The organism is Nannocystis pusilla (assembly GCF_020073745.1).
In the GTDB taxonomy this organism is placed as follows: domain Bacteria; phylum Myxococcota_A; class Polyangia; order Nannocystales; family Nannocystaceae; genus Nannocystis; species Nannocystis radixulma.
The window spans coordinates 367,179-392,159 of sequence record NZ_JAIRAU010000027.1; the positions used below are offsets into that span (position 1 = coordinate 367,179).

Annotated in this window: 13 protein-coding genes and 1 tRNA gene; 6 read left to right on the forward strand and 8 right to left on the reverse strand. The window is 71.9% G+C overall.

Going from position 1 to position 24,981, the window contains the following annotated elements; translation table 11 throughout:
• Nucleotides 1-8 precede the first annotated feature (8 nt).
• The 7 genes from K7C98_RS20365 to K7C98_RS20395 all read right to left on the reverse strand — a co-directional run bounded on the left by K7C98_RS20365 (nt 9) and on the right by K7C98_RS20395 (nt 13,202).
• The gene (locus tag K7C98_RS20365) at nt 9-4,031 is read right to left on the reverse strand and encodes a BamA/TamA family outer membrane protein (protein ID WP_224193366.1); all 4,023 of its coding nucleotides are present in this window, start codon (nt 4,029-4,031) and stop codon (nt 9-11) included.
• Nucleotides 4,003-9,990, reverse strand: a complete 5,988-nt coding sequence (locus K7C98_RS20370) for a hypothetical protein (RefSeq protein WP_224193367.1) — start codon at nt 9,988-9,990, stop codon at nt 4,003-4,005. The genes K7C98_RS20365 and K7C98_RS20370 overlap by 29 nt, the downstream gene beginning before the upstream one ends.
• 3 nt (nt 9,991-9,993) lie before the next feature.
• Complete coding sequence (locus K7C98_RS45515; protein WP_431312837.1) at nt 9,994-10,386, reverse strand: 2Fe-2S iron-sulfur cluster binding domain-containing protein; 393 nt, start codon at nt 10,384-10,386, stop codon at nt 9,994-9,996.
• Nucleotides 10,387-10,470: 84 nt separating this feature from the next.
• Nucleotides 10,471-10,544: transfer RNA gene (locus tag K7C98_RS20380), tRNA-Met, on the reverse strand.
• 141 nt (nt 10,545-10,685) lie between these two features.
• Entirely contained in the window at nt 10,686-11,249 is a 564-nt protein-coding gene (locus tag K7C98_RS20385) for a YkgJ family cysteine cluster protein (RefSeq protein ID WP_224193368.1), read from the reverse strand.
• A gap of 39 nt (nt 11,250-11,288) precedes the next feature.
• The gene (locus tag K7C98_RS20390; RefSeq protein ID WP_224193369.1) at nt 11,289-12,284 is read right to left on the reverse strand and encodes a hypothetical protein; all 996 of its coding nucleotides are present in this window, start codon (nt 12,282-12,284) and stop codon (nt 11,289-11,291) included.
• Between the two features lie 48 nt (nt 12,285-12,332).
• Nucleotides 12,333-13,202: a hypothetical protein gene (locus K7C98_RS20395; protein WP_224193370.1), complete on the reverse strand. Its 870-nt coding sequence runs from the start codon at nt 13,200-13,202 to the stop codon at nt 12,333-12,335.
• 357 nt (nt 13,203-13,559) lie between these two features.
• On the opposite strand from K7C98_RS20395, the gene K7C98_RS20400 reads away from it, so the two are divergent.
• The 6 genes from K7C98_RS20400 (at nt 13,560) to K7C98_RS20425 (ending at nt 23,101) form a co-directional block, all read left to right on the forward strand.
• Nucleotides 13,560-14,300, forward strand: coding sequence for a helix-turn-helix domain-containing protein (locus tag K7C98_RS20400; RefSeq protein ID WP_224193606.1), 741 nt, complete (start codon nt 13,560-13,562; stop codon nt 14,298-14,300).
• A 167-nt stretch (nt 14,301-14,467) separates the two neighbouring features.
• Entirely contained in the window at nt 14,468-15,826 is a 1,359-nt protein-coding gene (mgtE, locus tag K7C98_RS20405; RefSeq protein ID WP_224193371.1) for a magnesium transporter, read from the forward strand.
• A gap of 30 nt (nt 15,827-15,856) precedes the next feature.
• Complete coding sequence (gene recO, locus K7C98_RS20410) at nt 15,857-16,618, forward strand: DNA repair protein RecO (protein ID WP_224193372.1); 762 nt, start codon at nt 15,857-15,859, stop codon at nt 16,616-16,618.
• Between the two features lie 30 nt (nt 16,619-16,648).
• Complete coding sequence (locus K7C98_RS20415) at nt 16,649-18,610, forward strand: YncE family protein (protein WP_224193373.1); 1,962 nt, start codon at nt 16,649-16,651, stop codon at nt 18,608-18,610.
• A gap of 4 nt (nt 18,611-18,614) precedes the next feature.
• On the forward strand, nt 18,615-22,202 hold the full coding sequence (locus tag K7C98_RS20420) for a hypothetical protein (protein ID WP_224193374.1): 3,588 nt from the start codon (nt 18,615-18,617) through the stop codon (nt 22,200-22,202).
• 131 nt (nt 22,203-22,333) lie between these two features.
• Entirely contained in the window at nt 22,334-23,101 is a 768-nt protein-coding gene (locus K7C98_RS20425) for an FHA domain-containing protein (RefSeq protein WP_224193375.1), read from the forward strand.
• A gap of 309 nt (nt 23,102-23,410) precedes the next feature.
• Here K7C98_RS20425 and K7C98_RS20430 read toward each other — a convergent pair whose 3' ends face one another.
• Nucleotides 23,411-24,925: a tetratricopeptide repeat protein gene (locus K7C98_RS20430; RefSeq protein WP_224193376.1), complete on the reverse strand. Its 1,515-nt coding sequence runs from the start codon at nt 24,923-24,925 to the stop codon at nt 23,411-23,413.
• Nucleotides 24,926-24,981 lie beyond the last annotated feature (56 nt).

Genomic DNA, 24,981 nt, shown 5'->3' on the forward strand with positions numbered 1-24,981 from the left:
CTTCAAGGTCAGAAGGTGATGCCGACGTCGAAGATGAAGCGGCCGTTGCGGTCGTCGATCGGCTTGACGTTGCCGGGGGCGATCGAGTTGGGCAGGAGGATCGCGTAGCCGAGCGCGAGGGTGACCAGCTTGATGTCCCACTTGATGAAGTTGATGCCGACGCTGCGGCGGAAGTCGCGGGCGAACTGCACCTGCGACCACTTCTGGGCCAGGATGCCGAAGTCGAAGAACAGCGAGTGGTGGATCTTGCCGCCGAGGAAGTCGGTGAGGGAGGTGACCTGGAGGGCGATGCTGGCGAGGGCGCGGATGTGGCCGCCCTGGGCGGTATAGTGGAGGCGCTTGAAGCCGTCGCCGGTGTCGATCTCCTCGATGTCGACGAGCATGGTCTCGGGGAAGATGCCGCGCAGACCGAGGTCGGAGGTGCCGCCGCCCCAGTAGCGCCAGATCTCCGGCACGCCGTCGGCCCCGCGCTCGCCTCGCAGGCCGCGCAGGCCGGGCAGCGGGATGGCGTGGCCGTAGCGCAGGGCGTAGCGGAAGCTGAGGCGGTTGTTGGTGCGCGGGATCGGGATGAACTGCTGGTACGCCAGGTCGGCGCGGAGGAACCAGTCCTGGCCGCCGAAGTAGGGCGAGGCGAAGCGGAGGTCGCCCTGGATGATGATGCCCTTCTCGGGGTTCGAGGGGTTCTCGGTGTTGTTGTAGGTGAAGCCGGCCGTGAGCGCGCCGGTGCGGTCGGAGACGATGGCGTCGCGGCGGTTGACGACCTCGGGGATGCCGAGGTCGGTCATGGGGGTGAACGCCGGCTTGGCGACGTCCTGCGAGATGTTGCTCTTCTGGATCAGGTAGCCGACGTAGAGCTGGAGCTCGCGGCTGCGGCTGTAGCTGAGGGTGATGTTGCCGACGGCGAGCTCGATCGGGCCGCGCGCCGGGGTGACGCGGTACTGGTACTGGCCGTTGATCTCGAGCGTGAGCGGGGTGGCGAAGATCCGCGGGCGCGCCAGGCGGCCGCGGACGCTGCGCTCGTAGCAGCTCTGGCCCGCGCAGTCGCCGAGGAACGGGACGTTGGAGGAGAAGCGCTTGGTGTCGAAGCCGTAGTGGCCGAGGACGTCGAAGTCCCACGCGGTGCCGAACACGTTGGGGAACTCGGGGTGGAGGAACACGTAGAACGGGTCGAGGGTGGCGAGGCCGACGCCGCCCTGCAGCTTGACCGAGACGTCCTTCGACTCGCGCATCTCGAGCACCTGGTGGACGGTGCAGCGCTCGGCGGGGTCGTCGTCGAGGTCGCAGCCGGTCGGGTAGGCGGTGAGCTCGGTGCTCTCGGCGACGTCGAGGCCGTCGACGTTGGCGCGCGACTCGTCGGCGCGAGCGCGCGAGTAGACGCCGCCGGCCTTGTGGGCGAACTGGCGCCGCAAGATCCACCCGTGGGTCTTGAAGTTGCCGCGGATGACGGTGTCGCCGAACACGCCGGGCCGGCCCTCGTAGACGCTGATCTGGGTCCCGACCTCGACGGCGGTGCCGCTCGGGTGGGCCTGGCACAGGCCGATCTCGGGGTCGACGAGGCGCCTGGCGTTCGGGACAGGTTTGACCTCCTTCGTGCGCGGGTCGGTGTACAGCCAGTGCAGCTCGGCGTCGGCGACGGGGAAGCCGTCGTTGCGGTAGTTGTCGATGATGCCCTGCTCGGCGTCGCGGTCGAGCGAGATGGTGAGCGGGATGTTGCCGGGGCGGTCGTCGCCCTTGCGGCGCAGGGCGGTGCCGCGGAGCATGCGGGTCGCGCCCCACTCGCCGCGGTCGTTGTGCGGCAGGCCCTCGACCTCGCGGTCGCCGGGGATCATGGTCTCGAGGTAGCGGACGACCTCGGGCTGGCGCGAGGTGAACACCCGCGGGCCCGGCTCGACGGTGACGCGCACGTACAGCTCGGCGCGCTGGAGCTTGAGCAGCGAGGCGAGGCCGTCGGCGTCGAGGTCGCGGGTGGCCCACGCGGGCCAGGGGTCGCGGCGCAGGATGGTGTCGACGTCGACCTCGGCGTACTGGCCCTTCTTGTCGAGGCCGTCGGGCCAGAAAGCGACGCGCACGCTGCCGGTGGCGCACAGGTAGCCGGCGTCGGCGAACCGGGCGAGCAGGGCCGAGAGGTGGTCGACGACGCCGGCCTCGGTGAAGGTGCCGGGGGCCCGCAGGACGCGCTCGTCGGCGAACTCGCGCTCGATCCGCTCGCGCACGCCGCGGGGCACGCCGCGGCCGACGCGGAGGTCGAGCTTCTTCATGCGCACGACCGGGCCCTCCTTGACCTGGAAGGTCAACGAGCCGGGAGCGGTGCTGCCGAACTCGTCGTAGCGGCCCTTGACCTCGGCGAGCAGGAAGCCCTTGGTCTGGTAGAAGGAGCGCAGGTTGGCGGCCTCGCGCAGGGCCGTCTGGGCGCTCGGGGCCTCGCGGCGGGAGAACAGCTGCAGCTCGCTGCGCAGGCGCTGGTCGGTGTAGCTGCGGTTGCCGATGAACGAGGTCTTGACGCCGCGGCCGAGGTCGACGGTGACCTTGAGCGGCAGCCTGCCGGTCTTCGGGATGTCCTCGGGCTTGAGGTCGTCGAAGCTGGTGTCGATCTGGATCTGCGGGTACGGGAGGGTCAGCTGCGAGACGGCGGTCTGGCGCACCAGGCTGTCGCGCGGCTCGGCGTACTGGCGCTCGGTCCGATCCTTGCTGTCGTCGATGCGCTCGCGGGTGATCCGCGCCGGGAACGGGGTCGCCTTGACGCGCGGCCAGAAGGCGCGCCGGATCCACCGCTTGTCGGCCTCGGGCATGTTGCCGACGATCTCCATCTGCCGCAGCGGGACGCGGAAGGCCGGGCCCTTGTCGAGGTAGACGTAGAGGTCGACCTCGTCGCGCGCGCGCCCGCAGGCCAGCGACAGCGAGGCGCGGCCGCGCAGGTAGCCCTTGTCGTAGAGGTAGCGGCGCAGGCGCTCGGTCTCGTCGCGCTCCCACTGCATGCAGGCGGCGTCGCCGGGCTCGCACGGCGAGGGGTGGACCTCGGCCCGCCGCAGCTGCCGGGGCCCCATGCAGCGGCCGCGGGCCAGCGCGCCCGGGCGCGAGTTGATGCTGAGCTCGCGCTGGACCTCCGTCTTGGACAGCGGCAGGTGGCCGCGGATCCGCACGCGGCGGATGCTCTGGCCGGGGTCGACGCGGATCGTCAGCTGACCGGCGCCCTCGGGCTCGAACTGGGCGCGGTAGCCTAGCTGCTGCAGCTGGGCGCTGATGGCGGCCGGGAGCAGGTAGGTGCCGCGGCCGAGGTCGAGGATCTTGCGCAGGCGGACGCCGTCGTCGCCGCTGAGGAACTCGCCGACGACGCGCACGCGCTCGACGCCGCCGAACACGACGCCGCGGTCCTCGCCCTCGAGCACGGTCCGCACGGTCAGCTCGACCTCGTCGGCGCCCTTGGGCTCGAGGACGATGAGGTAGCCGCCCTCGTCGGCGGTGTGCTCGAGCTGGTAGTAGAGCAGGGCGTGGTCCTTGCCCGTCAGCCGCACGGCGCAGATCGTGCCGCGGATGCTGGTCTCGCGCTCGCGCGGGCCGACGGTGAAGCCGCCGGCGTCGCGCAGGTTGTCGATCGCGTTGTCGATGAGGACCAGCGGGTCGGCGGCGCCGTCGAAGCGGGCGCAGGTGTCGCCGGTGGAGGTGCTGATCGGCGGCGCGGTGCCGACCGGGACCTCGTCGGTGGTGGTCGGCGCCGCCAGCCCGCTGTCCTCGGCCGGCGGCGGCTCCGGCTCGGCCTCCTTCGCCGGCACGTCGTCGATGCCGGCCGGGGCGGCGGGCTCGGCGGGCTCGGCGGGTTCGTCCTGGATGTCCTCGGGAGCAGGTTCTTCGGTACCTGTCCCGAAGAGACTGCCCTTGGGGGCAGGGTCGATGGGACCTGGCGCGGAGTTACTGGCTTTCGGGGCAGGTGCGAGGGCGTCGACGCGCGCCGGCCACAGCGCGGCGAGGGCGAGGGCGAGGGCGAGGCGGCGCGGGGCGCGGCGCTCAGCGCAGGCTGGGAAGCTGGTATTCAAGGCGCAGCTCGAGCGAACGCTGGCGGAGGGGGTCGAAGATGATGCGCTCGTTGAAGTAGGAGCGGCGGTTGTCGCGGAACTCGAGGCTGGCGGCGTCGAGGAGGCGGAAGCGGACGCGCCAGTTGTAGCTGTTCCGCAGCAGGAGGCCGGGGTAGCCGCGGGTGTAGCCGGCGCCGATGGTCATGTTGCCCCAGTCGGTGCGGAACCACGGGCGCGGGGTCTCGGCGTTGACCTCGACGCCGAGCTGGCCGAGCTGGGCGCCGATCTGCGGCAGGTAGGGGGCGAGCCGCGGGACCGACTTCTCGACGTAGCGGTTGAGGTTGATCTCGGTGAGGTTGCCGACCAGGCCGAGCGGGCGCCCGAGCAGGCCGCCCGAGCCGTAGCGGCGCACGTTGGCGTCGGCGACCTCGCGGTTGCCGCTGCCGAGGATGGCGTAGTCGACGCACTCGCGCTGGGTCCGGCTGCGCGTCCGCGTGTCGCCGACGACGATGCAGCGGAAGGTGATGGCGTCGAGGGTGCCGCCGAGGCGGAGGATCATCTGCCGCGGCTGGTTGTCGAGGTAGACCGGCTCCTGCCGCTGGGCGCTGACGTTGACGGTGCTCGAGGACAGGTTGCTCTCGAGCAGGACCTTGCCGTACTGGATGTCGTAGGCGCCGTTGAGGATGGCGATGTCGAGGACGCCGGCGGTGACGTCGACCTTGCCCGACATCTCGAGGTCGGCGATCGTGCCGCCGAGCGCGATCGAGACCTGACCCTCGACGCCCTTCATGATGTTGTTGTCGACCCGGAAGGGCGAGGTCGTGCGGAGCCGGAGGTCGAGGTTCATGTCGCGCAAGATCTCGGGCGGCGGGGCGGACGGCGCGGAGGTCGGATCGGCGAAGGATAACACCTTGACCCCCTGCTGCGCGTCGCGCACCCAGCGGCCGCGCGCGATCTGGATGTCGCCGCGCAGGGCCTGGACGTCGCGGCCCTCGAGCACGATGCCCTTGCCCGAGATCGCGGCGTACAGCTGGGGCCGGCCGGAGTTGTCGAACATGCGGTACTGCACGTCGTCGAGGTCGACGCGCATGCTGCTGCTCTCGAGGCGCGAGAAGTCGGGCGCGAGCACGACGCTGCCCCACAGCGAGAGGCGGCCGTTGTCGCCGACCCGCGCGTATGCGGAGCCGTCGGGCGGCTCGAGGTCGTCGATCGAGGCGTTGCGGCCGCCGACGAACACGGCGAAGCCGTCCTGCTTGGCGGGGCAGGGGTCGGTGTCGCTGCAGCGCTGGACCTCGATCACGCCGCGCTCGAGGTCGATCTTGTCGATGCCGAGGCCGGCCAGCTCGACGCCGAGGCCGCCCGGCGCGGGCTGGACCTTGGCGCGCAAGGTCCGGAGGTCGACGCTTTCGCCGACGCGGCCCTCGGCGTGGAGGTCGGCGATCTCGAGCCCGCCGGAGCTCTGCGCGAAGGTGTCGGGCAGGAACTCGCGGAACAGGCGGCCGTCGAGGCGGCCGCGCGCGGCGGCGGAGAAGCTGCCGCCGCAGTCGCCCCCGAGCACGTAGAAGGTCCGGTGATCGTTGAGGTCGCCGAACTGCAGGGTCTGGCCGCGCACGGTCAGCTCGCCGCTGGCGAGCAGCGCGTCCTGGGCCCACTGGAGCGACAGCTTGGGCACGGCGAAGGTGGTGCCGGCGGCCTTGGCGGTGATGGGCTGGCGCGGGTCGGGGACGCTGAAGCTGCCGCTGATGATCGGGTCGCCGATGTGACCGTCGAGCTGGACGTCGAGGCCGATCTTGCCGGCGAGGCCGCTGACGCTGGTGCCGGCGAGGAAGGGGTGGAGGCCGGCGAGGTCGAGCTCACCGGCCAGGCGGGCGCTGCCGCCGGTGGCCGGCGGGGTGCGGGCGACGCCGAGCGGCTCGCGGCAGTCGCGGGCGGGCTTGTCCGACTTCTCGCTCCTGTCGGCGACCGCGGCCTTCGCCGACTTCTCGGGCTTCTCGGGCTTCTCGGGCTTCTCGGGGGCGGGGGCGTTCGGCGAGGCCGAGAGCTCGACGTCGCCGGAGACGGTGAGGGTCTTGCCGGTCGCGGTGCCGCCGGAGCGCAGCTCCCAGCCGTCGCGCAGGCTGAGGCGCGAGCCGGCGAGGGTGGCGACCAGGCGGTTGGCGCTGCACAGCGAGTCGGAGTCGCGGCACGGGTCGCCGGGCTGGTTGCTGCCGGCGGGGACGCCGGAGCTCGGGGCCTTGCCCGCGGCCCACAGGCGGTCGAGCTCGACGAGGATCTCGAGGTCGCGGCTGCCCTGGTCGTCGCGCCACAGGCACGAGGTGATCATCGGCTGTCCCGGAGGACATGTCCTTGCGCTCATGGTCAGGCCCTCGGCCTGGCCGTGCAGGCCGTCGCCGGGCTCGAGGCCGGCGGCGCCGAGGAGGTTGCGCAGGGGGAGGTTGGCGAAGCGGACCGCGAGGTCGGCGGCGTACGGCGGCGCGGCCTTGCTGCCGCGCGGCTTCTCGCCGATGGCGACGATGGCGTCGACGTCCCACTCGTAGGGGGCGCGGCGCCGGCGGCCGCCGTCGTCGCCGAAGCGGCCCTTGATGACGATCTCGCGCCGCGCGGCCAGGCCGTCGCCGGCGAGCCGGTCGTTGCTGTCGAGCTGGAGCTCGCCGGAGCCGAGCGGGATGCCGATGGCGTTGATGGCGGTCAGCGCGACGGTGCCGTGCACGCTCGGGCGCGTGAGGGTGCCGGTGATCTTGAGGTCGGTGCCCTTGTCGATCTGCGCGCCCGCGGGCAGGTCGCCGAAGCCGGCGATCGCCGTGAAGGCGCTGACCGGCAGGCCGCGGCCGGTGATCTGCAGGTCGAGCTGGGGGTCGCTGTCGAAGCTGACCGAGCCGTGACCGCGCAGGTCGCCGACCGGGACCGACAGCTCGGGCGCGGAGTACGGGCTCGGGCGCCGGTGCTGGCGGGCGATGAACTCGTCGATGGTGACGCCGTCGCGGGTGAGGCTGAAGCGGGTCTCGGTGTCGCGCAGCTGGCCGTGGGCGACCTTGAGCTCGGGGATGGACAGGGCGCCGCGGGCCTGGAACTTCGACAGGGGGACGGGCCGCTTGGCGTCGTCGCCGATCTCGAGCCGGACGTCGCCGCGGCCGCCGACGCTGTCGCCGCCGAGCCGGTCGAGCTCGACGCCGGTGAGGTCGATGGTGGCGCGCAATGTGGGGTCGCTGCTGATGCCCTTGCCGTCGAACAGGCCGACGTCGACGTCGAGCGCCCCGGCGCCGCCGAGCACGGTGGCCCGCTGGCTGCGCAGGCTGAGCACGCCGTCGTGCAGGCCGAGCGAGACGTCGCGGATGTTCTGCACCGCGAACTGACCCTGGCCGACGTCCGACAGCTGCAGCGAGCCGTTGCGGCCGCTCGGGCGCCCGACCGGGCCGTAGACGGTGAGGCCGGCCGACAGCCGCTCGACGAAGGGGCTCTGACCGATGCTGGCGAAGAAGCTGGCGCCGTCGGTGATCTTGAGCTTGATGTCGGTCGGCTTGAGGGTGGCGAAGGTCTTGTCGAGGCCGCCGTCGACGCGCAGGGTGGCGCCGTCGACGGTGACGAGCAGGTCGGCGAGGTCGAGCCCGTCGTCGCGGTCGAGGACGACGCCGCCGTCGACGCGGAGCCGCCGCGGGAGGCCGTCGTTGCCGCGCCGCCGCTCGATCTTGAGGCCGCCGATCTCGAGCACGATGCGGTCGAGCGGCGAGCTCTCCTCGGCCGGCGGGACGCCCTCCGCCGCGGCGGCGAGGGCGTCGGCGACCGGCTCGGCGCCCTCGCCCCGGGCCTTCGGCCGCGTCTTGCCCCCGGACTTGGCCGGCGGAGCGGCGGGCGCGAGGGCGTAGGTGACGTCGGCCGGGGTGGTCGAAGGGACAGCTTGATCCTCTTCGCTGGTGGTCGGCGCCGGCGCGCCGAGGTCGAGCGCGAACTCGCGGACGTCGAGCTTGCCCGAGGCGGTGCCGGCGAGCATGGCCCGGGTGCCGCCGGCGGCCACGAGCTCGCCGGGGTCGATCCCCTGCAGCTCGGTCTGCGCGGTCAGGAGCATGCGCCGCTCGGGGCCGGTGCCGAGGACGAGGTGGTTGCGGGCCTCGTGCTCGCGCAGGTGGAACCTGCCCCCGAGGACATGTCCTTCGAAGCGGGCGATGTCGAGGATCCACCGCTCCTCGCCGGCCGGGATGTAGTTGGCCCAGGTGTCGGGGACCGGATCGCGGGCGAGGGTGGCGTCGATCGCGGCGTCCTTGATCGCCCAGTCGACGCTCGGGTCGGTGAAGAAGTCGAGGTCGACGCCGGAGGCGGCGAGGCCGATCCGGATGTCGTCGAAGGGGCCGCGGAAGGCCAGCTGCGCCGGGGCCCCGAAGGCGTCGATCATCGGGTCGGCGAGGCCGTGGACGCGGGTGATGAGGCGACCGATCGGACCGGCGTCGGCGAACAAAGCGGTGACGTCGACGGTGCGCTTGCCGGTGGTGAAGATGTCGCGCAACCACCCGCGCAGGATGCCGTGCGAGCCGCCGATCTCGCCGGCGGCGCGGATCCGGATGTCGCCGAGCGGGCCGTCGCCGCCGGACGCGAACTCGTCGAGCTTGAGGTCCTTGATCGGCAGCTCGTATCCCAGCGCGGTGATCCGCGCGACGCCGGTGGTGGCGAGGGCGTTGAGGTCGAACTGCAGCGGCTTCTTGAGCGGCGGCGGCTTCTTGGGGTGGAGGCCCTCGAACACGAGCACGGCGCCGACGTCCTGCAGCGCGAGCTGGGTCTGCCAGCCGGTCTGGCCGCGGAAGTCGAGGTCGAGCGCGAGGCTCCGGAGGTCGGTGTGATCGATGCGGATGCTGAGCGCGCGCGTGCTGAGCACCGGATACGGGCCGGGGCCCGGCCCGAAGGCCTCGACGAGGTCGACGACCCAGGCCTCGGTGCCGTCGGCGTAGTGGGTCTTGATCTCGGACACGTCGAGGCGCATCGGCGCGTCGGTCCAGATGTCCGTGAAGTGCAGCACCCACGGGACCTCGAGCACGGCCGGCACGAGGAAGCGGTTCCACGGGATGATCTCGTGGAGGATCAGCTCGGCCTCGACCGGACCGTCGCACTCGGCGATGACGGTGTCCGGCTCGACCATGTCCTGCCTCATGTAGCCGCGCCACAGCTTGATGCCCGTGACGGTGGCGTGGTGCGGCTGGCCGGTGATCAGATCGATGATGAGGTCGGGCCGCCAGTGGACGCTGCCGAGCTCGAGTCGGCCGTTGACCTGCTTGTCGATGACGACGGTGAGGATCCGGCCGAGCGTGGCGTCGTTGACGAAGAAGTAGGCGACGACGTAAGCGACGGTGAAGAGGCCGAGGAAGCCGAGGACGAACGAGATCGGCAGCTTGACGAAGAGGAAGCGGAGGAAGGGGTGCTGGCGCCGGGTCGGCTGCGGCGTGCCGGCGAAGCGGACGAGCTGGGGGTGCAGCGCGCCGATCTCGTCGGGGTGCGAGAGGGCCTGGAAGACGAGGGCCTCGCGCAGCTGGCCGAAGCCGTGATGCAGCCGCGGGTCGACGTCGGGCCCGGGGATGTCGCCGGTGACGCGCCCGAGGACGTGATCGCGGACCCGCGGCTCGACGTCGTCGTCGACGGCCTCGAGCGCCTTCTCGACGATCGGCGGCAACCTGGCGAGGAGGGGCCGCGGCCGGGCGACGGGGATCCGGTAGGCGAGCCGCAAGGAGCGCTCGATGGCCTCCTCGCGGACCCGTCGCTTCAGCTGCTTGCGCAAGTAGCGGCGCGCCCCGCGCAGGTCGTCGGGGGCGATCCGCCCGACGAGCCGCTGGCGCTGCAGGTCCTGATAGGCGTCGAGCAGGAGCGCGAGGCTCGGGCCGCCCGGGAAGAGGTGGCGGAAGCGGGCCGCGTTGCACAGCCGTTCCAGGCGTACGCGCCCGTCAGCGAGGAGATCGGCCTCCCGCTGCCATGCGCTGCCCGTTCCCCCGGCGTTGGCCACGTTTCAGGGCTCTAGCCTATCATCCGCAGGCCCACCAGGTCCGGGGGACGCCGGAGAAGTTGAGTCCACGGATGACGCGGCCGGACGGCCCCAGGCGGGGTGATGGAGCCGAACCTGCTCCCGGGCCGCCGGCAGCGCGACCTGACAGGCGAGGCGACGCGCACCCGTGAAGCCGAACCGCGCCTCGAGGGCGCTCGGCTGCGGGAGCGACGCGAGCCCGATCTCGATGTCGACGGCGCAAGAGCGACACACGCCCTCGCCGCGGCAGCTCTGACCGATCGGCAGCTTGGCCGCCCGGACGGCGTCGAGCAGCGTGGGCTCCTGGCCGTCGACGCCCGCCACGTCGGCGACGTCGAGGACGATGAGCCGCCCCGCGGTGAGGAACTCGAGCGCCACGGCCCGTCGAGTGTGGCCCAATCCCGCCGTCCGGACGGCGAAAAAGACGAAGGGCCCGTTCTTGCGAACGGGCCCTTCTTTGAGTAGCGGGGACGGGATTTGAACCCATGACCTCCGGGTTATGAGCCCGGCGAGCTACCTGGCTGCTCCACCCCGCAGCGAGGTGTTGCTTTTACTGCCCCCCCGGCGGCGCGTCAATGAAAATGTGCGGGCATGCGTACGATTCGTGGCGAGGCTGTGCGCGGAGTCGCGCGTTTGACCGAGGCGGCGGCGCCGCCGAGAGCCCGAAGCCGCGCGGATTACGGTGTTTCCGCCGGATCGGGCTCGCGCGCGAGGTCGGCGAGGGCGATGCGGGCAGGGGGACGATCTCCCTCGCCGTCGGCGCGGTCCCACAGCGTGGCGAGCACGGCGAGCGGCTGATTGACGGCGTCGAGGCGCAGCACGCTCTCGCGTGGCGGGGGCCCCGAGGTGAAGTTCAGGGGACAGTGATCGACGCGCGGGGCAGGGTCGGCGACGGCGATCGGCAGGCCGTGCGAGCGACAGATCAGCGGCCGCTCGCCGTAGACAGCGCAGGCGCCGTCGACGAGGAGGGCGCAGTGGTGCTGGTGGGCCGGGTCGTCGGCTTGCTTTCGAATTCTGGCGCGAAGGACAGGTGTCCGGAGGGCCAGGTCGGCGAGGGCGCGGCGGATCGGCTCGGCCTCGGCGGCGAAGACGCCGAAGCGCTGGTGGCAGCAGGTGTCGCAGCCCGAACGGCAGGCGAAGGCGGCCGGGGTGCGCGCCTGGGCGGCGGCGAAGTGGGCGTCGACGCGGCCGCGCAGCTGGACGAGGATGGCCGCAAGGGCAGGTCGGTCAGGGTCGCTCACGGAGACGACGAGATATCAGAGTCGCACGGCGACGGCCGCTCAAGCGGGAGACACGGCGGCGGAGGCCCGGGCGGCGTGGTTTCCGCGGAGCACGGCGGCGATGGCGCGCTGGACGGCGACGGCGCGGTCCTCGTCGTCGGCGGGGAAGGTGCAACCGGCGACGTACGGGTGTCCGCCGCCGCCGTAGGGCTCGAGCAGGGCGGCCATGCTGTGCTCGCGAGCGTCGCGCGGGAGCCAGGGATTGTAGCCGGCGGTCAGCTTGATCCGGCGGTCGGGGCCGCGGGTGAGGGCGACGACGTAGCGGACGCGTGGGTGGTGATAGTAGGGGATGAACTTGTTGTAGGCGCGGACGGGCTGGTCGATGAGGCTGTAATGAAGGACGTCGCCGTCGAGCACGGAGGCCTCGGCGATCAGCCGGATGTCGTGGCGGTTCTGCTCGAGGCGGGGCCGGAGGAGCCGCTGGACGTAGTCGGCCGCGGCCAGGACGGGCAGCGGGTGGCCCAGGAGGTCGCGGATGAAGCGCTCGCCGAGCTCGAGGTCGTGGTTGCTCTCGACGAAGGTCATCAGCAGCAGCGCCGGTTCGGTGAGCTCGACCGGCATGCGCGGGTCGGGGAACGCGGCGGAGTCGATGATCTCGGCCCAGCGGATCAGCTCCTCGTGGGCCGAGAGGTCGCAGGCGAACCGCTCGCGCACGAGCCGGGCGATGTAGCCGGCGCAGCTGCCGGCGGTCGGGTCGTGGAACTTCTGGCCGCTGGTGTCGGCGAGGAAATGTTCGCGGTCACCGGGCAGCTGGAAGGCGCTGGCGTGGTGGTCGAAGTACCAGGCGAGCCGCGGGTGCTGGCTGTAGCGGAAGTCGACGCTGGCGACGTCGTCGGCGTCGAAGTCGGCCGGGTCGTAGGGGTCGCCGGGGCGGTGGTCCTTGGGGATGTAGCGGCAGGCGCGGGGGCCGTGGCGCTGGCGGTCGAAGGCGGCGAACAGGGCGGCCGACGCGGCGCCGTCGAAGCACCAGCCGTGATGGAGGATATGAACCGCCATGCGGACGCTCCTTATACAGGCGGCGTCCGACGCAGTCTCCAAAGCGGCTTATTCGCGCTCGATCTGGCCCAGCTGGCGGGCGCTGAGGGTGAAGATCCCCTCGGGCAGGCGGCGGATCTCGGCGCCGTCGCAGGCGGGCGGTAGCTCCGCCGGGCCGTCGTCGTGGATCACCAGCGAGGCCTGGACCCGCTGCTCCGGGCCGTGAGCGAAGGCCCGGCGCGAGCCGCTCGGGATGGGGGCGTCGACGAGGAGGAGCCGGCCGCCGCGGTGGATCACGCCGAGCGTGCGGCCGTCGCAGACCAGCAGGTTGAGGCGCGCGGGCCGACCGAGCAGCTCGTCGAGGCTGGCGAGGGCCCGGCGGATCTGCGGCGGGCCGACGTAGGGTTTGTTGAGGTCGCCGTTGGCGTGGAGGGCGGCCAAAAAGCCGAACACGGCCAGCTCGCGGTCGCCGGAGTGGCTGAGGGCGCGGGTCAAGAAGTCGGGCATCGTCGCCTTGAGGCGCTCGCGCACGGCGTCGTCGCGGTCCTCGGCGGCCAGGACGCTCTCGGCCCGTACGCCGAGCCAGCGCTGGAAGCGGGCCAGGCCGAGCCGCGGGACGGGGATGTCCTCGGAGCCATGTCCCGAAGGCGCGACGGCGTGGGCGGCGAGGGTGGTCTGGCTCGGCGCGCGCAGGAAGTCGGCGATGAAGTCGGCCCGCAGCTCGCGGACGACCGGCCGCGACTGCACGAGGGTCTCGCTGCCCTGGACGCCGCCGACGCTCCACGCCCGGACGAGCGTCGGGTCGACGGCGGCGCCGTCCTCGGCGGCGAAACCGTGGCCCTCGCAGCAGCGCGACAGCACCCGGGTCAACCAGCTCGCCTCGACGCCACGACCGTCCGGATTGCCGTGCACAAGCGCAAACAGGGCTACGTTATCCACGTTCTGATCATAGCGAGGGGGGCCGGTAGGGACCAGTGCACGGCGGTGCGTCCGCGTCACGGCGAGACCACGAGCACATCGGTGGGCCCGTGGGTGAATCGGCGCAGAGTCCGATCACATCCGCAGGGCGATCACGCGGGTTTTGCAGAGGTCGCCGAGGGGCTGGCGGCAGCGTCGGCCGCTCGCTGCCGGGGTGATGCAGGCCAAGGGCGAGATCGCCTGTCGCAGACGGGAAAAACACCCTGCATCGCTGCGGGAATTGTCGGGGGCAGCGACGTACAGGCACGAATTCGCCTGTTGCGGCCGCTGGCGAGCCTTGCGCCGGAAAATCGCACGGAGGTAGGTCCCGGTGTGAAAATGCTTGCCCGGGGGGTTGCCGCCGAACGCGGCTTGATCTCAGAATGTGCGCGCATGCGAGTTCCCACGGGCCGCCTCCGGATCGTCAGCACCCAACCCACCGAGGGCGCCGAGGTGCATGAGGGACCGCCGTCGCCGGGCCGTTACATCCGGGAGGCGCGACAGCGCCGGGGGATAAGCATCGAGCAGCTGGCGCTCGAGACCAAGATCCCTCGCCCCAGCCTCGAAGCACTCGAAGAGGATCAGTTCAGCACGTTGCCCGGGCCGGTGTTCGTCCGCGGGTTCTTCCGCTGTTGCGCGCGCTCGTTGAGCCTGGATCCAGAGGTCGTCGCGGGGTTGCTCCACGATCATCTGCAGGCCCAGAAAGCCGGTGCACAGCGGGCGCCTCGGCGCCCCACCGCGTATCTGGCCGCCAAGACGCACGCTGCGCCGGTGCAGGCGGTGGCAGGCCCCCGCAAGCCGGCTCGCACCGAGGGAGCGAAGTCGAAGCCGGCCACCGAGTCCGCGAATCGTCCCACCGCGCTGGCCGCGGCGCCGGCGGCGGCTGCGGAGGAGAGCTCGAACGCGGCGTTGCAGGCGGTTTATCGCGTCGGCGCCCAGTCGCTCGACATGCTGCGCGCGCTCAACCGGATCCCGCAGAGCCGCGCGCTGATGTGGATCGCGGTGTGCCTGGTGATCGCCGTGATCGCGGTGACGGCCTTCGCGCTGTCCGGCGGACAGGTGACCCCGCCGCACTCGTGATCGCGATCGCTTCCTTAAGTAAGGAAGGGTCGCGGCGAGTGAAGTGAGTCGCAGGTGATCGCGCGTACTCCGGCGATCGGCGGTGAAATGGGGCCGCGGCCCGTGGGCTCGCGGTTTGGGCCCGGATGTCGGCCCGCCCGCCGGTGGGCGCGTATAGTGGCGCCCGCATGACGCCGGCGCTCAACCAAAACGATCTGGCGCGCCTGGTCCACGCCGGCGATCCGCGGCGGGTGGCGCGGGCGCTCGCGCGGCTCGATGCGGTGCAAGTCGCGTCGTACCTCGACAACTTCGAGCCGCACGAGCAGGACCTGGTGTTCCAGGCGCTGCCGGCGGAGCGACGGCCGAAGGTGCTGGCGGCGATGCGCTACGAGGTGGCGGCGGAGGTGATCAGCCGGCGCGCGCCCGAAGAGGCGGCGGGCCTGCTGGGGAACCTCCAGGAAGATGACGCCGCCGACATCCTGGGGCGCGTCGACGAGGCCAAGCTGCGCGAGATCCTGGCGCACTACGACGTCGAGGACGCCCACGCGCTCGAGGAGCTGCTGGCCTACGGCGAGCACACCGCCGGCGGCATCATGTCGCCGGACGTCTTCTCGATCCACCACGACGTCACGATCGCCGAGGCGACCCGGATGGTGCAGACGGCCGACGATCTGCCGCAGCACGTCCACTACCTCTATGTGGTCGACGAGCACGACCGCCTGGTGGGGGTGATCGGGCTGCGTCAGCTGGTGCGCAGCAAGCCGGACATGCCGATCCACGCGGTGATGACGACCGAGATGGTGTCGGTGACGGCCGAGACAGATCAGGAGAAAGTCGCCGAGCTGGCGAGTCGCTACGACCTGGTGGCCATCCCGGTGGTCGACGATCAGCGGCGGCTGCTCGGGGTCGTGACCATCGACGACATCCTCGACGTCGTCCGCGAGGAGGCGACCGAGGACATCCTGAAGATGGCCGGCGCCGGAGAGATGATGCTCGACACCCGCAGCTTCGGCGCGAGCTTCCGGGCCCGCATGCCGTGGCTGCTGGCGGCGGCGGCCGGCGGACTGCTGGTGGCGGCGTCGCTGCAGGGCTTCGAAGGGGCGCTCCAGGCCGTGCCGGCGCTGGCGCTGTTCATGCCGGTGGTCGCGGGGATGGGCGGCAACGTCGGGACGCAGAGCTCGACGATCGTGGTCCGCGGGCTCGCGGTCGGCTACGTCGAGACCAATCGGCTCGGCAGGCTGGTGCTCCGCGAGGTGGCGCTCGGCGCGGCGCTCGGCGCACTCTACGGCGCGGGCATCGCCCTGGCGGCGCCGTTGCTGGGCACGACGAGCGACGATCCGTTCCACCTCGGCGCGGTGATCACCCTCGGGATGATGGGCAGCATGATGATCGCCGCGGCGGTCGGCACGAGCGTGCCTCTCCTCATGCACCGGCTCAACATCGACCCGGCGGTGGCGACGGGGCCGTTCGTGACCACGTCGGTCGACATCCTCGGGCTCCTGTTCTACTTCTGGCTGGCGACGGTGCTTCTCGGAATCACAGGCTAATTGGCGTGGTACTCACCCTTCGTCCGCGTCATGCAGTCCCAGCCCACGCCCGCCGTCATCCTCCGCACGCGCCCGCTCGGCGAGGCGGACCTGATCGCGATCGTGCTGACGCCGGAGCAAGGCAAGCTGGAGACGGCGGCGGCGCGGGCCCGTAACTCGAAGAAGCGGTTCGCCGGCGGGCTGTCGCCGGGGATGCGCGGGGTGGCGGCGATCGCTCGCGGGCGAGGGGCGCTGCTGCGGCTCGAGAGCTTCGACGCGACGGCCGCGCACGCGCCGGTCGGCGCCGACCTGACCCGCTTCGCTTACGTGGCCTATCTGTGCGAGCTCACCGATGAATTGGTGCTCGCGCGCCACCCCGATCCGGAGCTGTTCGCGGCCCTGTGCCTCGCGCTCGAGCAGGTGATCGGCGGGGCGCCGCAGGCGCTGCACCTGCGACAGTACGAGCTGGCGCTGCTGCGCTGCCTGGGGTTGTCGCCGGCGCTGACGTGCTGCTGCGTGTGCGGGGCCGAGATCGCGGGCGACGCGACGGCGGCGTTCGACGGGCCGCGAGGCGGGGTGCTGTGCCCCGAGCACGAGCGCGGGGCGCCGCGGCTGCCCTCCAGCGCGCTGACGGCGATCCAGCACCTCGAGGCGGGCGGCGATCCTGGGGCGCTGGCCATGGCCCCGGCGGCGGTGCGGCGGGCCGTGCGGGACGCGATCCAGTCGATCGTCCGCTCACACTTGCGGCGGCCGCTGCACGCGCAGGCGTTCTTCGCCGCGCTGCCGCGCGACGCCGGCGCGGAGGGGGTGTAGGTGCCGCGCGGCTGTGTTAGGGTCCCGCCGATGTCGCGCCCCAAGTCTGCGTTCGCGTGTGCGCTGGCGGTGCTCGCCGCGCTGAGCGCTTGCGAGCGGCGCAATCAGGGCATCTCGGCCGAGAACGCCGGGATCTACTTCCCGGCGGCGCTGACGCTCGACCCGCGGGTGCCCGAGACCGAGACCGCGCGCTGGCTGTTCGTCGCCAACGCCAACAGCAACCTGGCCTACAACGCAGGTTCGCTGGTCGCCGTCGATCTCGACCGCTTCTTCGCCGCGTGGATGAACTGCTCGCAGATGTGCCTGCACGGCGTCGACGACGGCACCTGCTCGGCCGCCGCCAAGGCCGATGCGTGCGGGATCCGGGCCAGCGTGCGCGACGTCGGCGAGAAGGTCGACGCCAAGGCGCCCTGCCGCCACGCGGCGTTCCGCCCGCAGGTGATCGAGTGCGAGGACACGGCGGTCATCGCCCACATCGACGACGACAAGGACGGCGAGGCCGACAGGCCGCTGTCGGTGCGGATGGGCAGCTTCATCACGGCGCTGGCCGGGTGGATGAAGACCGAGGAGACGGCCTACCTGCTGGCGACGGTGAAGGCCGACCCGAGCATCACGTGGGTCGAGCTCAGCGGCGGCCTCGACACGCCGTTCGACCCGAAGAAGCCGCAGGCGCCGACCGACCTGCGGTTCGAGTGCGGGCAGGGGACCACCGACTTGTTCGACGAGGGGCGCTGCGCCCGCTCGGGCGACCAGGCCCACGCGCTGCGCTACCCCTTCGACGACTCCGACAACTACCGCATCGGGCCCGAGCCCTCGAACATCCTGATCTCGAAGCTGCGTCACTGGGCGTTCGTGACGTTCGCTACCACTCCCGAGGTGGTGCTGATCGATCTCGCGGTGCCGGTGAGCGGTGAGTTGCCGTCGAACCCCGACGCGACGGGCGGCGACACGGGCACGAGCACGACGACGGGCGACTCGACGACGACGGGCACGACGACGGGCGACTCGACGACGACGGACGGCACGACGACGGACGGCACGACGACGGACGACACGACGACGGGCGACACCAACCCCGACACGACGACGGGCGGGGTGATCGAGCCCGTGCCGCTGCCGCTGGGGCCGACGAAGCCGATGATCGTCGACGCGCGGCAGGTGTTCCTGATCGGCGACTCGCTCGGCGGCGGCGGGTGGGGGATGGCCGAAAGGCCATGTGTGCCCGGCAGCTCGCAGGTCCCGAACGTCACCAAGGTGCCGGAGACGGCCGACGGCGAGCCGGTCGACTGCGGGCGCCCGCTCATCTACAGCAGCTTCCGCACCGGGCTGTTCTTCGCCCGCTTGACGCCCGACGAGCCGCTGCCGACATCGGACCAGGTGTGCGTCGGCGAGGCGCGGCTCGACGCCGAGGGCTTCCCGATCGACATCGAGGGCGAGCGGATCGCCGAGCCCGAGCCGGTGCAGGAGGGCGAGCCGGGGGCGCTGCTGTGCACGCCGCAGATCTTCTCGGCCGGCTTCACCTCGGCGGTCGGCTTCACGGTGCCGCAAGGCTCGGGGCAGATGGGCGACATCGCCTTCTCGCGCGACGGCCGGCGCCTGTTCGCGGTGCAGAGCAGCCCGGGGGCGCTGCTGTTCGTCGACACCAGCGTCGACGAGCGCGGCGAGACCCGCGACGAGTCGGCGGGGTTGGTCGAGCTGTGCAGCGGGCCGAGCCGCATGGCGCTGTTCGAGGACGGCGCCAACGAGTACGCCGCGGTGTCGTGCCCGACCCCCGGCGAGGTGTTCATCGTCGACCTGTCCGGCTTCCGCGTGGTCGCCAACGTGGCCACCGGCGCCGGGCCGCACCCCATCATCGTCGACCGGGCGCGTCGGCTGCTCTACGTCGGCAACACCCTCGACGCCACGGTCAGCGTGATCGACGTGGCCCGCGACCGGCCGACGCGCTTCGCCGAGATCGCCCGGATCGGCCTGCAAACGCCCTACAAGCAGTAGTTCGATGACCCGCCGCTCCGCCACCACGCGTGTGAACCTCACGGCCACAGCCGCGCTCGTCGTGCTCGTCGCGGCCGCCGCGGGCTGCGGCAACCGGCAGAACCAGGTGATCCCCAACCGCGTGCTCGACCGCCCGCTGGACGTCGCGCTCGCGTGCGTGCGCCACGAGAACGGCACGTACACGCCGCAGTCGCTCGAGCAGTGCTCCGACGCGGTGGCCGAGTCGGTGTGCGGCGACCTGCGGCTGGTCGGCTTCGTCGCCAACTCGGAGCGCAACGACATCGCGATGTTCAGCCGCTGCGCCGGCTCGGTCATCGACATGAACATCTCCGCGCCCGGGCCCCAGCTCATCAGCGCCGGCGAGGTGCCGTCGAGCATGACGGCGACCACCGGGCTGCAGGCGGGCTGCTTCGCCATCTCGGGCAACCTCGGCAGCTGCGACCTCAGCGTGCTCGACGTCGGCGGGCTGGCCGCGTACGCGTTCGAGGAGCCGCCGGAGGACGACCCGGCGGCGTACGTGTCGACGGTGGTGCCGCGCCGGGCCGACGGCACGCCGCTGGGGGCCAGGCCCGGGCAGGTGCTCGCGGTGCCGCCCGACCTGAGCAACAGCGGCGAGGCGACGCTCGGCTGCGATCCGGCCAACCCGGGCAGCGTGTACGTCACCTTCCCGTCGTGCCAGCTGATCGCCGAGGTCGACCTGCGGACGCAGCGGATCCTCCAGAGCCGTCAGTTCGTCCGCGACCCCGACAACGACGCGATCACGGTGGTCGACAGCGGCGCCGATCCGGTGTGCCCGGTCGACTGCGCCGAGCAGTTCCTCGACCCGGAGTACGCCGAGGCGCTGGCGAGCGCGCCGGCCGGCGACCCCGACGGCATGTACCCGCTGGCGATGGCGCTCGTCAGTCCGCCGGCCGATCTGACCGGCTGCGTCGACGAAGCGGACAAGGCGATCGAGGACCACTCGCTGTACGTCGGCGGGCTCGGGTCCGACACGATCTACGAGCTCCGCTTCGACGGCAAGACGTGGACCGACGACCCGCTCGAGTTCGAGTTGCCGGCGGCGCAGGGCATCTCGGCCATCCGCCCGACGCCGGCGATGGAGATGCTCAGCGGCGCCGACGTGCCCGAGCCGTATCAGTTCCTCTACGTGCTCGCGGGCGACGGCTCGACGCGAGTGATCCGCCGCGAGCTCAGCGCCAACCGCACCGAGCTCGGCAGCGAGTGCGACACGCAGGTCGATCCGACCGCGGTGACCAATACGGCCTGCCATCCGGCCGAGTTCCCCGGGGAGAACCCGCCGGACCGGCGGCCGTTCGCGCGCGGGCCGGGCATCCGCGGGCCGAACGGCTCGCTGATCACCGACTGGACGTTCCAGAAGTGGTACGACCCGACGGCGGTCGAGATGGCCGGCGGCAGCTACGGCCGTTGCCCGTCGGGCAGCGCCGACACGGGCGAGGCGGTGTCGGACAACCGCGTGATCTCGTCGCCCTTCACCGGCAAAGGCGTGGTCGGCGTGGCCACGACCAGCTTCGGCCGCCTGATCTTCGGCGTGTTCGATCAGTTCCAGGGCCGCAGCGGCGTCAGCGACACGTACGACTACCTCGGCGTGCTCGACGCCCAGGTCCCGCCGCACTCGCTGTGGCCGAACGTCGACCCGACGCTGCCGAGCACCAGCATCGAGAACCTGCCGCGGATGGACGACAAGGAGCCGGAGCGCCTGCTGCCGGGCGGCCTCACCGACGCCACGGTGACGCGCACGCTGGCGCCGAGCCTGCGGCGGATCGATCGCGCGTATCAGACCCGCGTGTCGTGCGAGAACGACAACGACTGCGACGACGTCAAGTGCATCAAGAGCGACAACGAGGAGACGGGCTACTGCGAGCAGATCGGCCCGGCCCTGTCGCCGCCGGTGTCGACGATCGATCAGGATCGTCTGGCGCGGGCCGAGGAGCAGGACGACGTCATGACGTCCGGCCTCTACGCCAACGACGTCGTGCGGGCCGTCGTGCGCGACTACCCGACGTGGGCGAGCGGCACGTGGAACTTGTTCTGGGAGGGCGAGATCCCCGGCACCACCAGCTCGAGCGGGCAGCTCGTGTGCGAGGAGCCCGGCTGGGAGGCGGGCACCTGCCTGAGCACCGAGGCGGGTGACACGCGGCTGGTCGACAAGACGGCGCAGTTCTGCGAGCGCGGCGTGCTGGGCGGCGACAAGCTGTTCATCCTCGGCTGCTCGGCCGACACCGACTGCGGCGCGGGTCAGTACTGCCTGCTCGACCCCGATGCGCCGGCCAACTCGCCGGGGCTGTGCGTGTCCGAGATCGCGTACGACGCCTCGCGCGAGCAGCTGCTGCAGATCTGCCGCCCGTTCCTGCGCGACGACTGCGGCGGGGCGCGGCGCGAGTTCGCGATCACCCGCGCCTTCCAGCAGGAGCTGTGGCTGCAGGTGCTGGACAAGCCGGTCGAGTCGTACGTGATGATGCGCCCCGAGGGCGCGTCGGCGTCGACGCCGGCCACCGACGAGGAGCTCGAGGCGCTGTGCCGCGGCGATCACGTGGCGGGTCGCACCGTCGACGGCGAGCCGACCTGCGCGCGCCCGGACGACGAGCCCGACTGCGGCCAGGACGGCGCGCTGCCGTGCTGCTCGCCGGACTACGGCTTCGTCGGCGACCCGGGCTTCGTCGAGTGCGAGGCTCGCCTGTCCTGTGGGCCAGCTCAGCCCGACAACGGCTGCGCGAGCCACAGCGACTGCGCGGTGCTGTCGCCCGACTACCCGCTGTGCATCGACGGCCAGTGCACGCGCCCGTGCGGGCCCGACGAGGACTGCGCGCTGACGCCGTTGCCCGGCCCCGCGTGCTTCCGCGAGCTCATCCGCTACCAGGTGCTGGCGCGCAACAGCTTCGTGGTGCGCGGCACGACGGGGGCGTTCGATTTCCTGCCGCAGAAGGTCAAGGCCGATCCCGACACGGGCGAGTGCCTCGAAGATCCCGAGGTCTCCAACCTGCTGACGAGCCGGATCCGCCTGGGCGCAGATGAGGAGGACACGCGGCACAACCCGCTGTGGCCGATCCCCAGCTGCCCGGCGGAGGCGGAGCGCCCGGACGGGGGGGCCCCGAACCCCTGCTTCATCGACATCGAGCGGCCGAAGGCGCTGCGGCCCGACACCTTCAGCGCGCTGTACCATTTCTTCAGCTACGGGCCCGCAGACGACGGTCAGCGCCCGGTCCCGGCGATCCGCTACAGCAACCCGATGATGAGCTTCGTGCTCGATCTGACCAGCCTGCTCGACCTGGCTGCGCCGATCCCGGGCACCGAGGACGCGCTGTGGCCGGCCGAGTTCGCCGAATTCAGGCGCTCGCGGATCCCCGGCCGGGCCCGCGAGTCGTTCGGCACGAAACTGGGTTATTCGCCGTACGACGCCCAGGTCACGACCGCCAGCGTCGTGCTGACCGGCCCGACCCGGATCGTAAACGCGCCCGAGCTTTCGACCGTGTTCGTGGTGGACAGCTCCGGCGGCACCACGCGGGGCCAGGTCGTCCGCGTGACCCTCGCAGGCGGCCAGGTTCAGCCCGACGTCAAGTTCTTGGTCCGCTAGCCGGCCGGGCCGGCGGGCCCCGCGAGCGGCCATGGCGGGCTTCCCGCCGCTACGGGGACGGGCCTGGGGGCGTGGAGCAGCGCGGTGAGGCTTGGGGGCGCCCCGGCACTTGCGTTACCATGGGCGCCGCGGTGCCGCAGTTCAAGATCAAGTTCGGGGGGCGCACCTTGTCCCTCCCCACTGGGTCCCACCTGGTCGGGCGCATGAGCGACTGCTTCTTCACGCTCGACGATGACCTGACCTCGCGCTACCACGCGCGCCTCCACGTGTCCGCGAACGAACTGCAGGTCGAGGACCTCGACAGCAGCAACGGCACGTTCCTCAACGGTCAGCGGCTGCCGGGTCGCGTGAAGACGCAGCTGGTCCACGGCGACAACCTGAAGATCGGGCGCGAGGTGATAGCGATCATCAGCGACGGCAGCCAGGCGCCGATCGACGATCCGATGGACAGCCTGCGCAAGACCATCGGCCCCCACGAGGAGACCCAGTTCCCCTCGCTGATCAGCCAGCTGGTCCAGAAGAGCCTCAACATGGGCAAGATCAAGGAGGCCGAGCGCTACGCGCTCGCGCTGACCAATCAGCTCATGGGCTCGAGCGTGCCGGTCGATCACCCCACCGCCAAGTCGTGCGTGGTGTGCCTGATCGCCCTGGCCCAAAAGTCATCCTCGGGCGTGTGGCTCGACCGCGTGTTCCGCCTGCACGCGGTCCACGGCTGGTTGATGTCCGACGAGATCATCGAGCAGCTCCGCGGCGCGCTCGACCGGATCACCCGGATCCCCGGCACCGGCCTCGAAGACTACGAGCGCACGCTGCGAGAGATGGCCCGCGACGGCGTCGACGTGCCGCGCGGGTTGATGTCGACGATCGCGGAATTCAGCGACGCGTTCGGCGGCCCCTGAGCCGGGTGCGTCGCCGCGAGGCGAGTGACGCTGGCGGCGAGTGAGTGAGTCGCATGTGCGAGCGCGGCGATCGTGACGCTCGTGGCGAGGGAGCGCGGCGTGTTGATGATCGCGAGGCGAACGAGCGCGAAGGACCGGCGACGCGGACTCGTGATGCCTGCGACGTCGCTGCGCGACAGCTGCTCGCGTCGAGCGAAGCCGAGAAGCGCGAGCGAGCGGCGCGACGATCGCCGGCGAGGATGACCCGCGCAGCGTGTCGCTGCGCGAGCGATGCTCGAGCCGCCTGAAGGCGCGGCCCGAGCCTTCGGCTCAGGAGTGCATGCGCTTCTTCTTGCGCCGGCGCCGACGCGGGGCCGAGGGTTCGTCTTCTTCGACGGCGGGCGGGGGCGGGGGCAGGGGCTCCTCGTCGACGTAGTCGAGGTCGCCGGCGAGGGGCGGCAGGCCGAGGCGCTCGCGACGGGCGTCGCTGAGCTGAAAGAAGTTGGCCAGCTCCTCGAGCACGGCGAAGCGCAGCTCGTGGTCGAACTGCTCGGCCGAGCGAGCCAGGCGCACGAGGTTGCGGCGGTAGATCGCCAGGCCGGTGAGCTCGGGCGGCTCGTCGTCGCCGCCGCCGCGGGTGGCCAGGCTGAGCGCGCTGATCCGCGGATCGACGCCCTCGAGCACGAGCTCGAGCGAGGGCACCTCGTGGACCAGCAGCACCAGCGCCGCGCGGCGTTGACCGAGCTCGCGCAGGGTCTCGTCGGGGCAGCTGCTCAAGATCTGGACGACCTTGCGGTGCAGCTGCGCCGGGCTCGGCAGCCACTTGGGCGGGGCGTGCTGTTGATCGAGGCGGTACACCCGGAGGGCCGCGTGGCAGGCGGCGCGCGCGTCGCCGCGGGCGTACTCGGCCTCGCTCAGCAGGTGCCAGGCGTCGCCGTTGTTGGGGAAGCGCTCGGCCGCGGCGCGCAGGGCGGGCAGGGCGGACTCGGGCGCGCCGAGGTCGAGCCACAGCCTGCACATGCGCAGGATGAACTGCAGCACCCGCTGGACCTGGGCGCTGCGCTCCTCCTCGTCGAGCGGCTCGCCGTCCTCGTCCTCGTCGAGCTCGGCCACTGCGGCTTCGGCGGCCTCGGCGGCCTCGGCGGCCTCGGCGGCCTCTGCGGCCTCGGCCTCGTCCCCGGCGTCGTCGTCCTCGTCGTCGTTGCGCGCGGGCGCGGGCGCGTCGTCGCGGACGATCGGCCGGCGACGGCGCCGCTTGACCGAGCTGTCGAGGTCGACCTCGGACTGCGACGAGGATGAATTCAAGGACATGTCCTCATCGCCAGCTTCGAGGTCGCCCGCCTCGAGCGAGGCGCGCAGGATCGCGGCGAACAGCGGGTGCTCGCGCAGGGCGTCGAGGCGGGCGCGGGCCTCCTCGTCGCGGCCGAGCGAGACGAGGCACTCGGCGCCGAGCAGCTCGAGATCGAGGGCGTCGATGGCGCTGACCGACTCGACGCCGAGGCCGTCGTCGCAGAACTGCAGGGCGCGGGCGGCGTCGCCGAGGTCGAACAGGGCGATCTGGGCGGCGGCGGCGTAGGGCTCGAAGTAGTCGGGATCGAGCTCGATGGCCTGGTCGTACCAGCGCAGGCTCTCGACCGGATCGCCCTCGGCGAGGGCGATCGCGCCGAGGAGGACCGCAGCGTCGGGCGCGTCGGGGCGGATCCGCTGGGCCTGCAGCGCCGACTGACGCGCGGCTTCGTAGTCGGCGCGATCGAGCAAGGACCACCCGCGGTCGAGGTGGGCCGCGTAACGGCTGGTCTCGCCGAAGCCGGAGTCGTCGAGGTCTTCCCCGTCGCCGATCGACATGGTCCGCTTCGTATAGCACGGCGTGCCATGGTTCGGACGGCGCTCGCGCGCGGCCG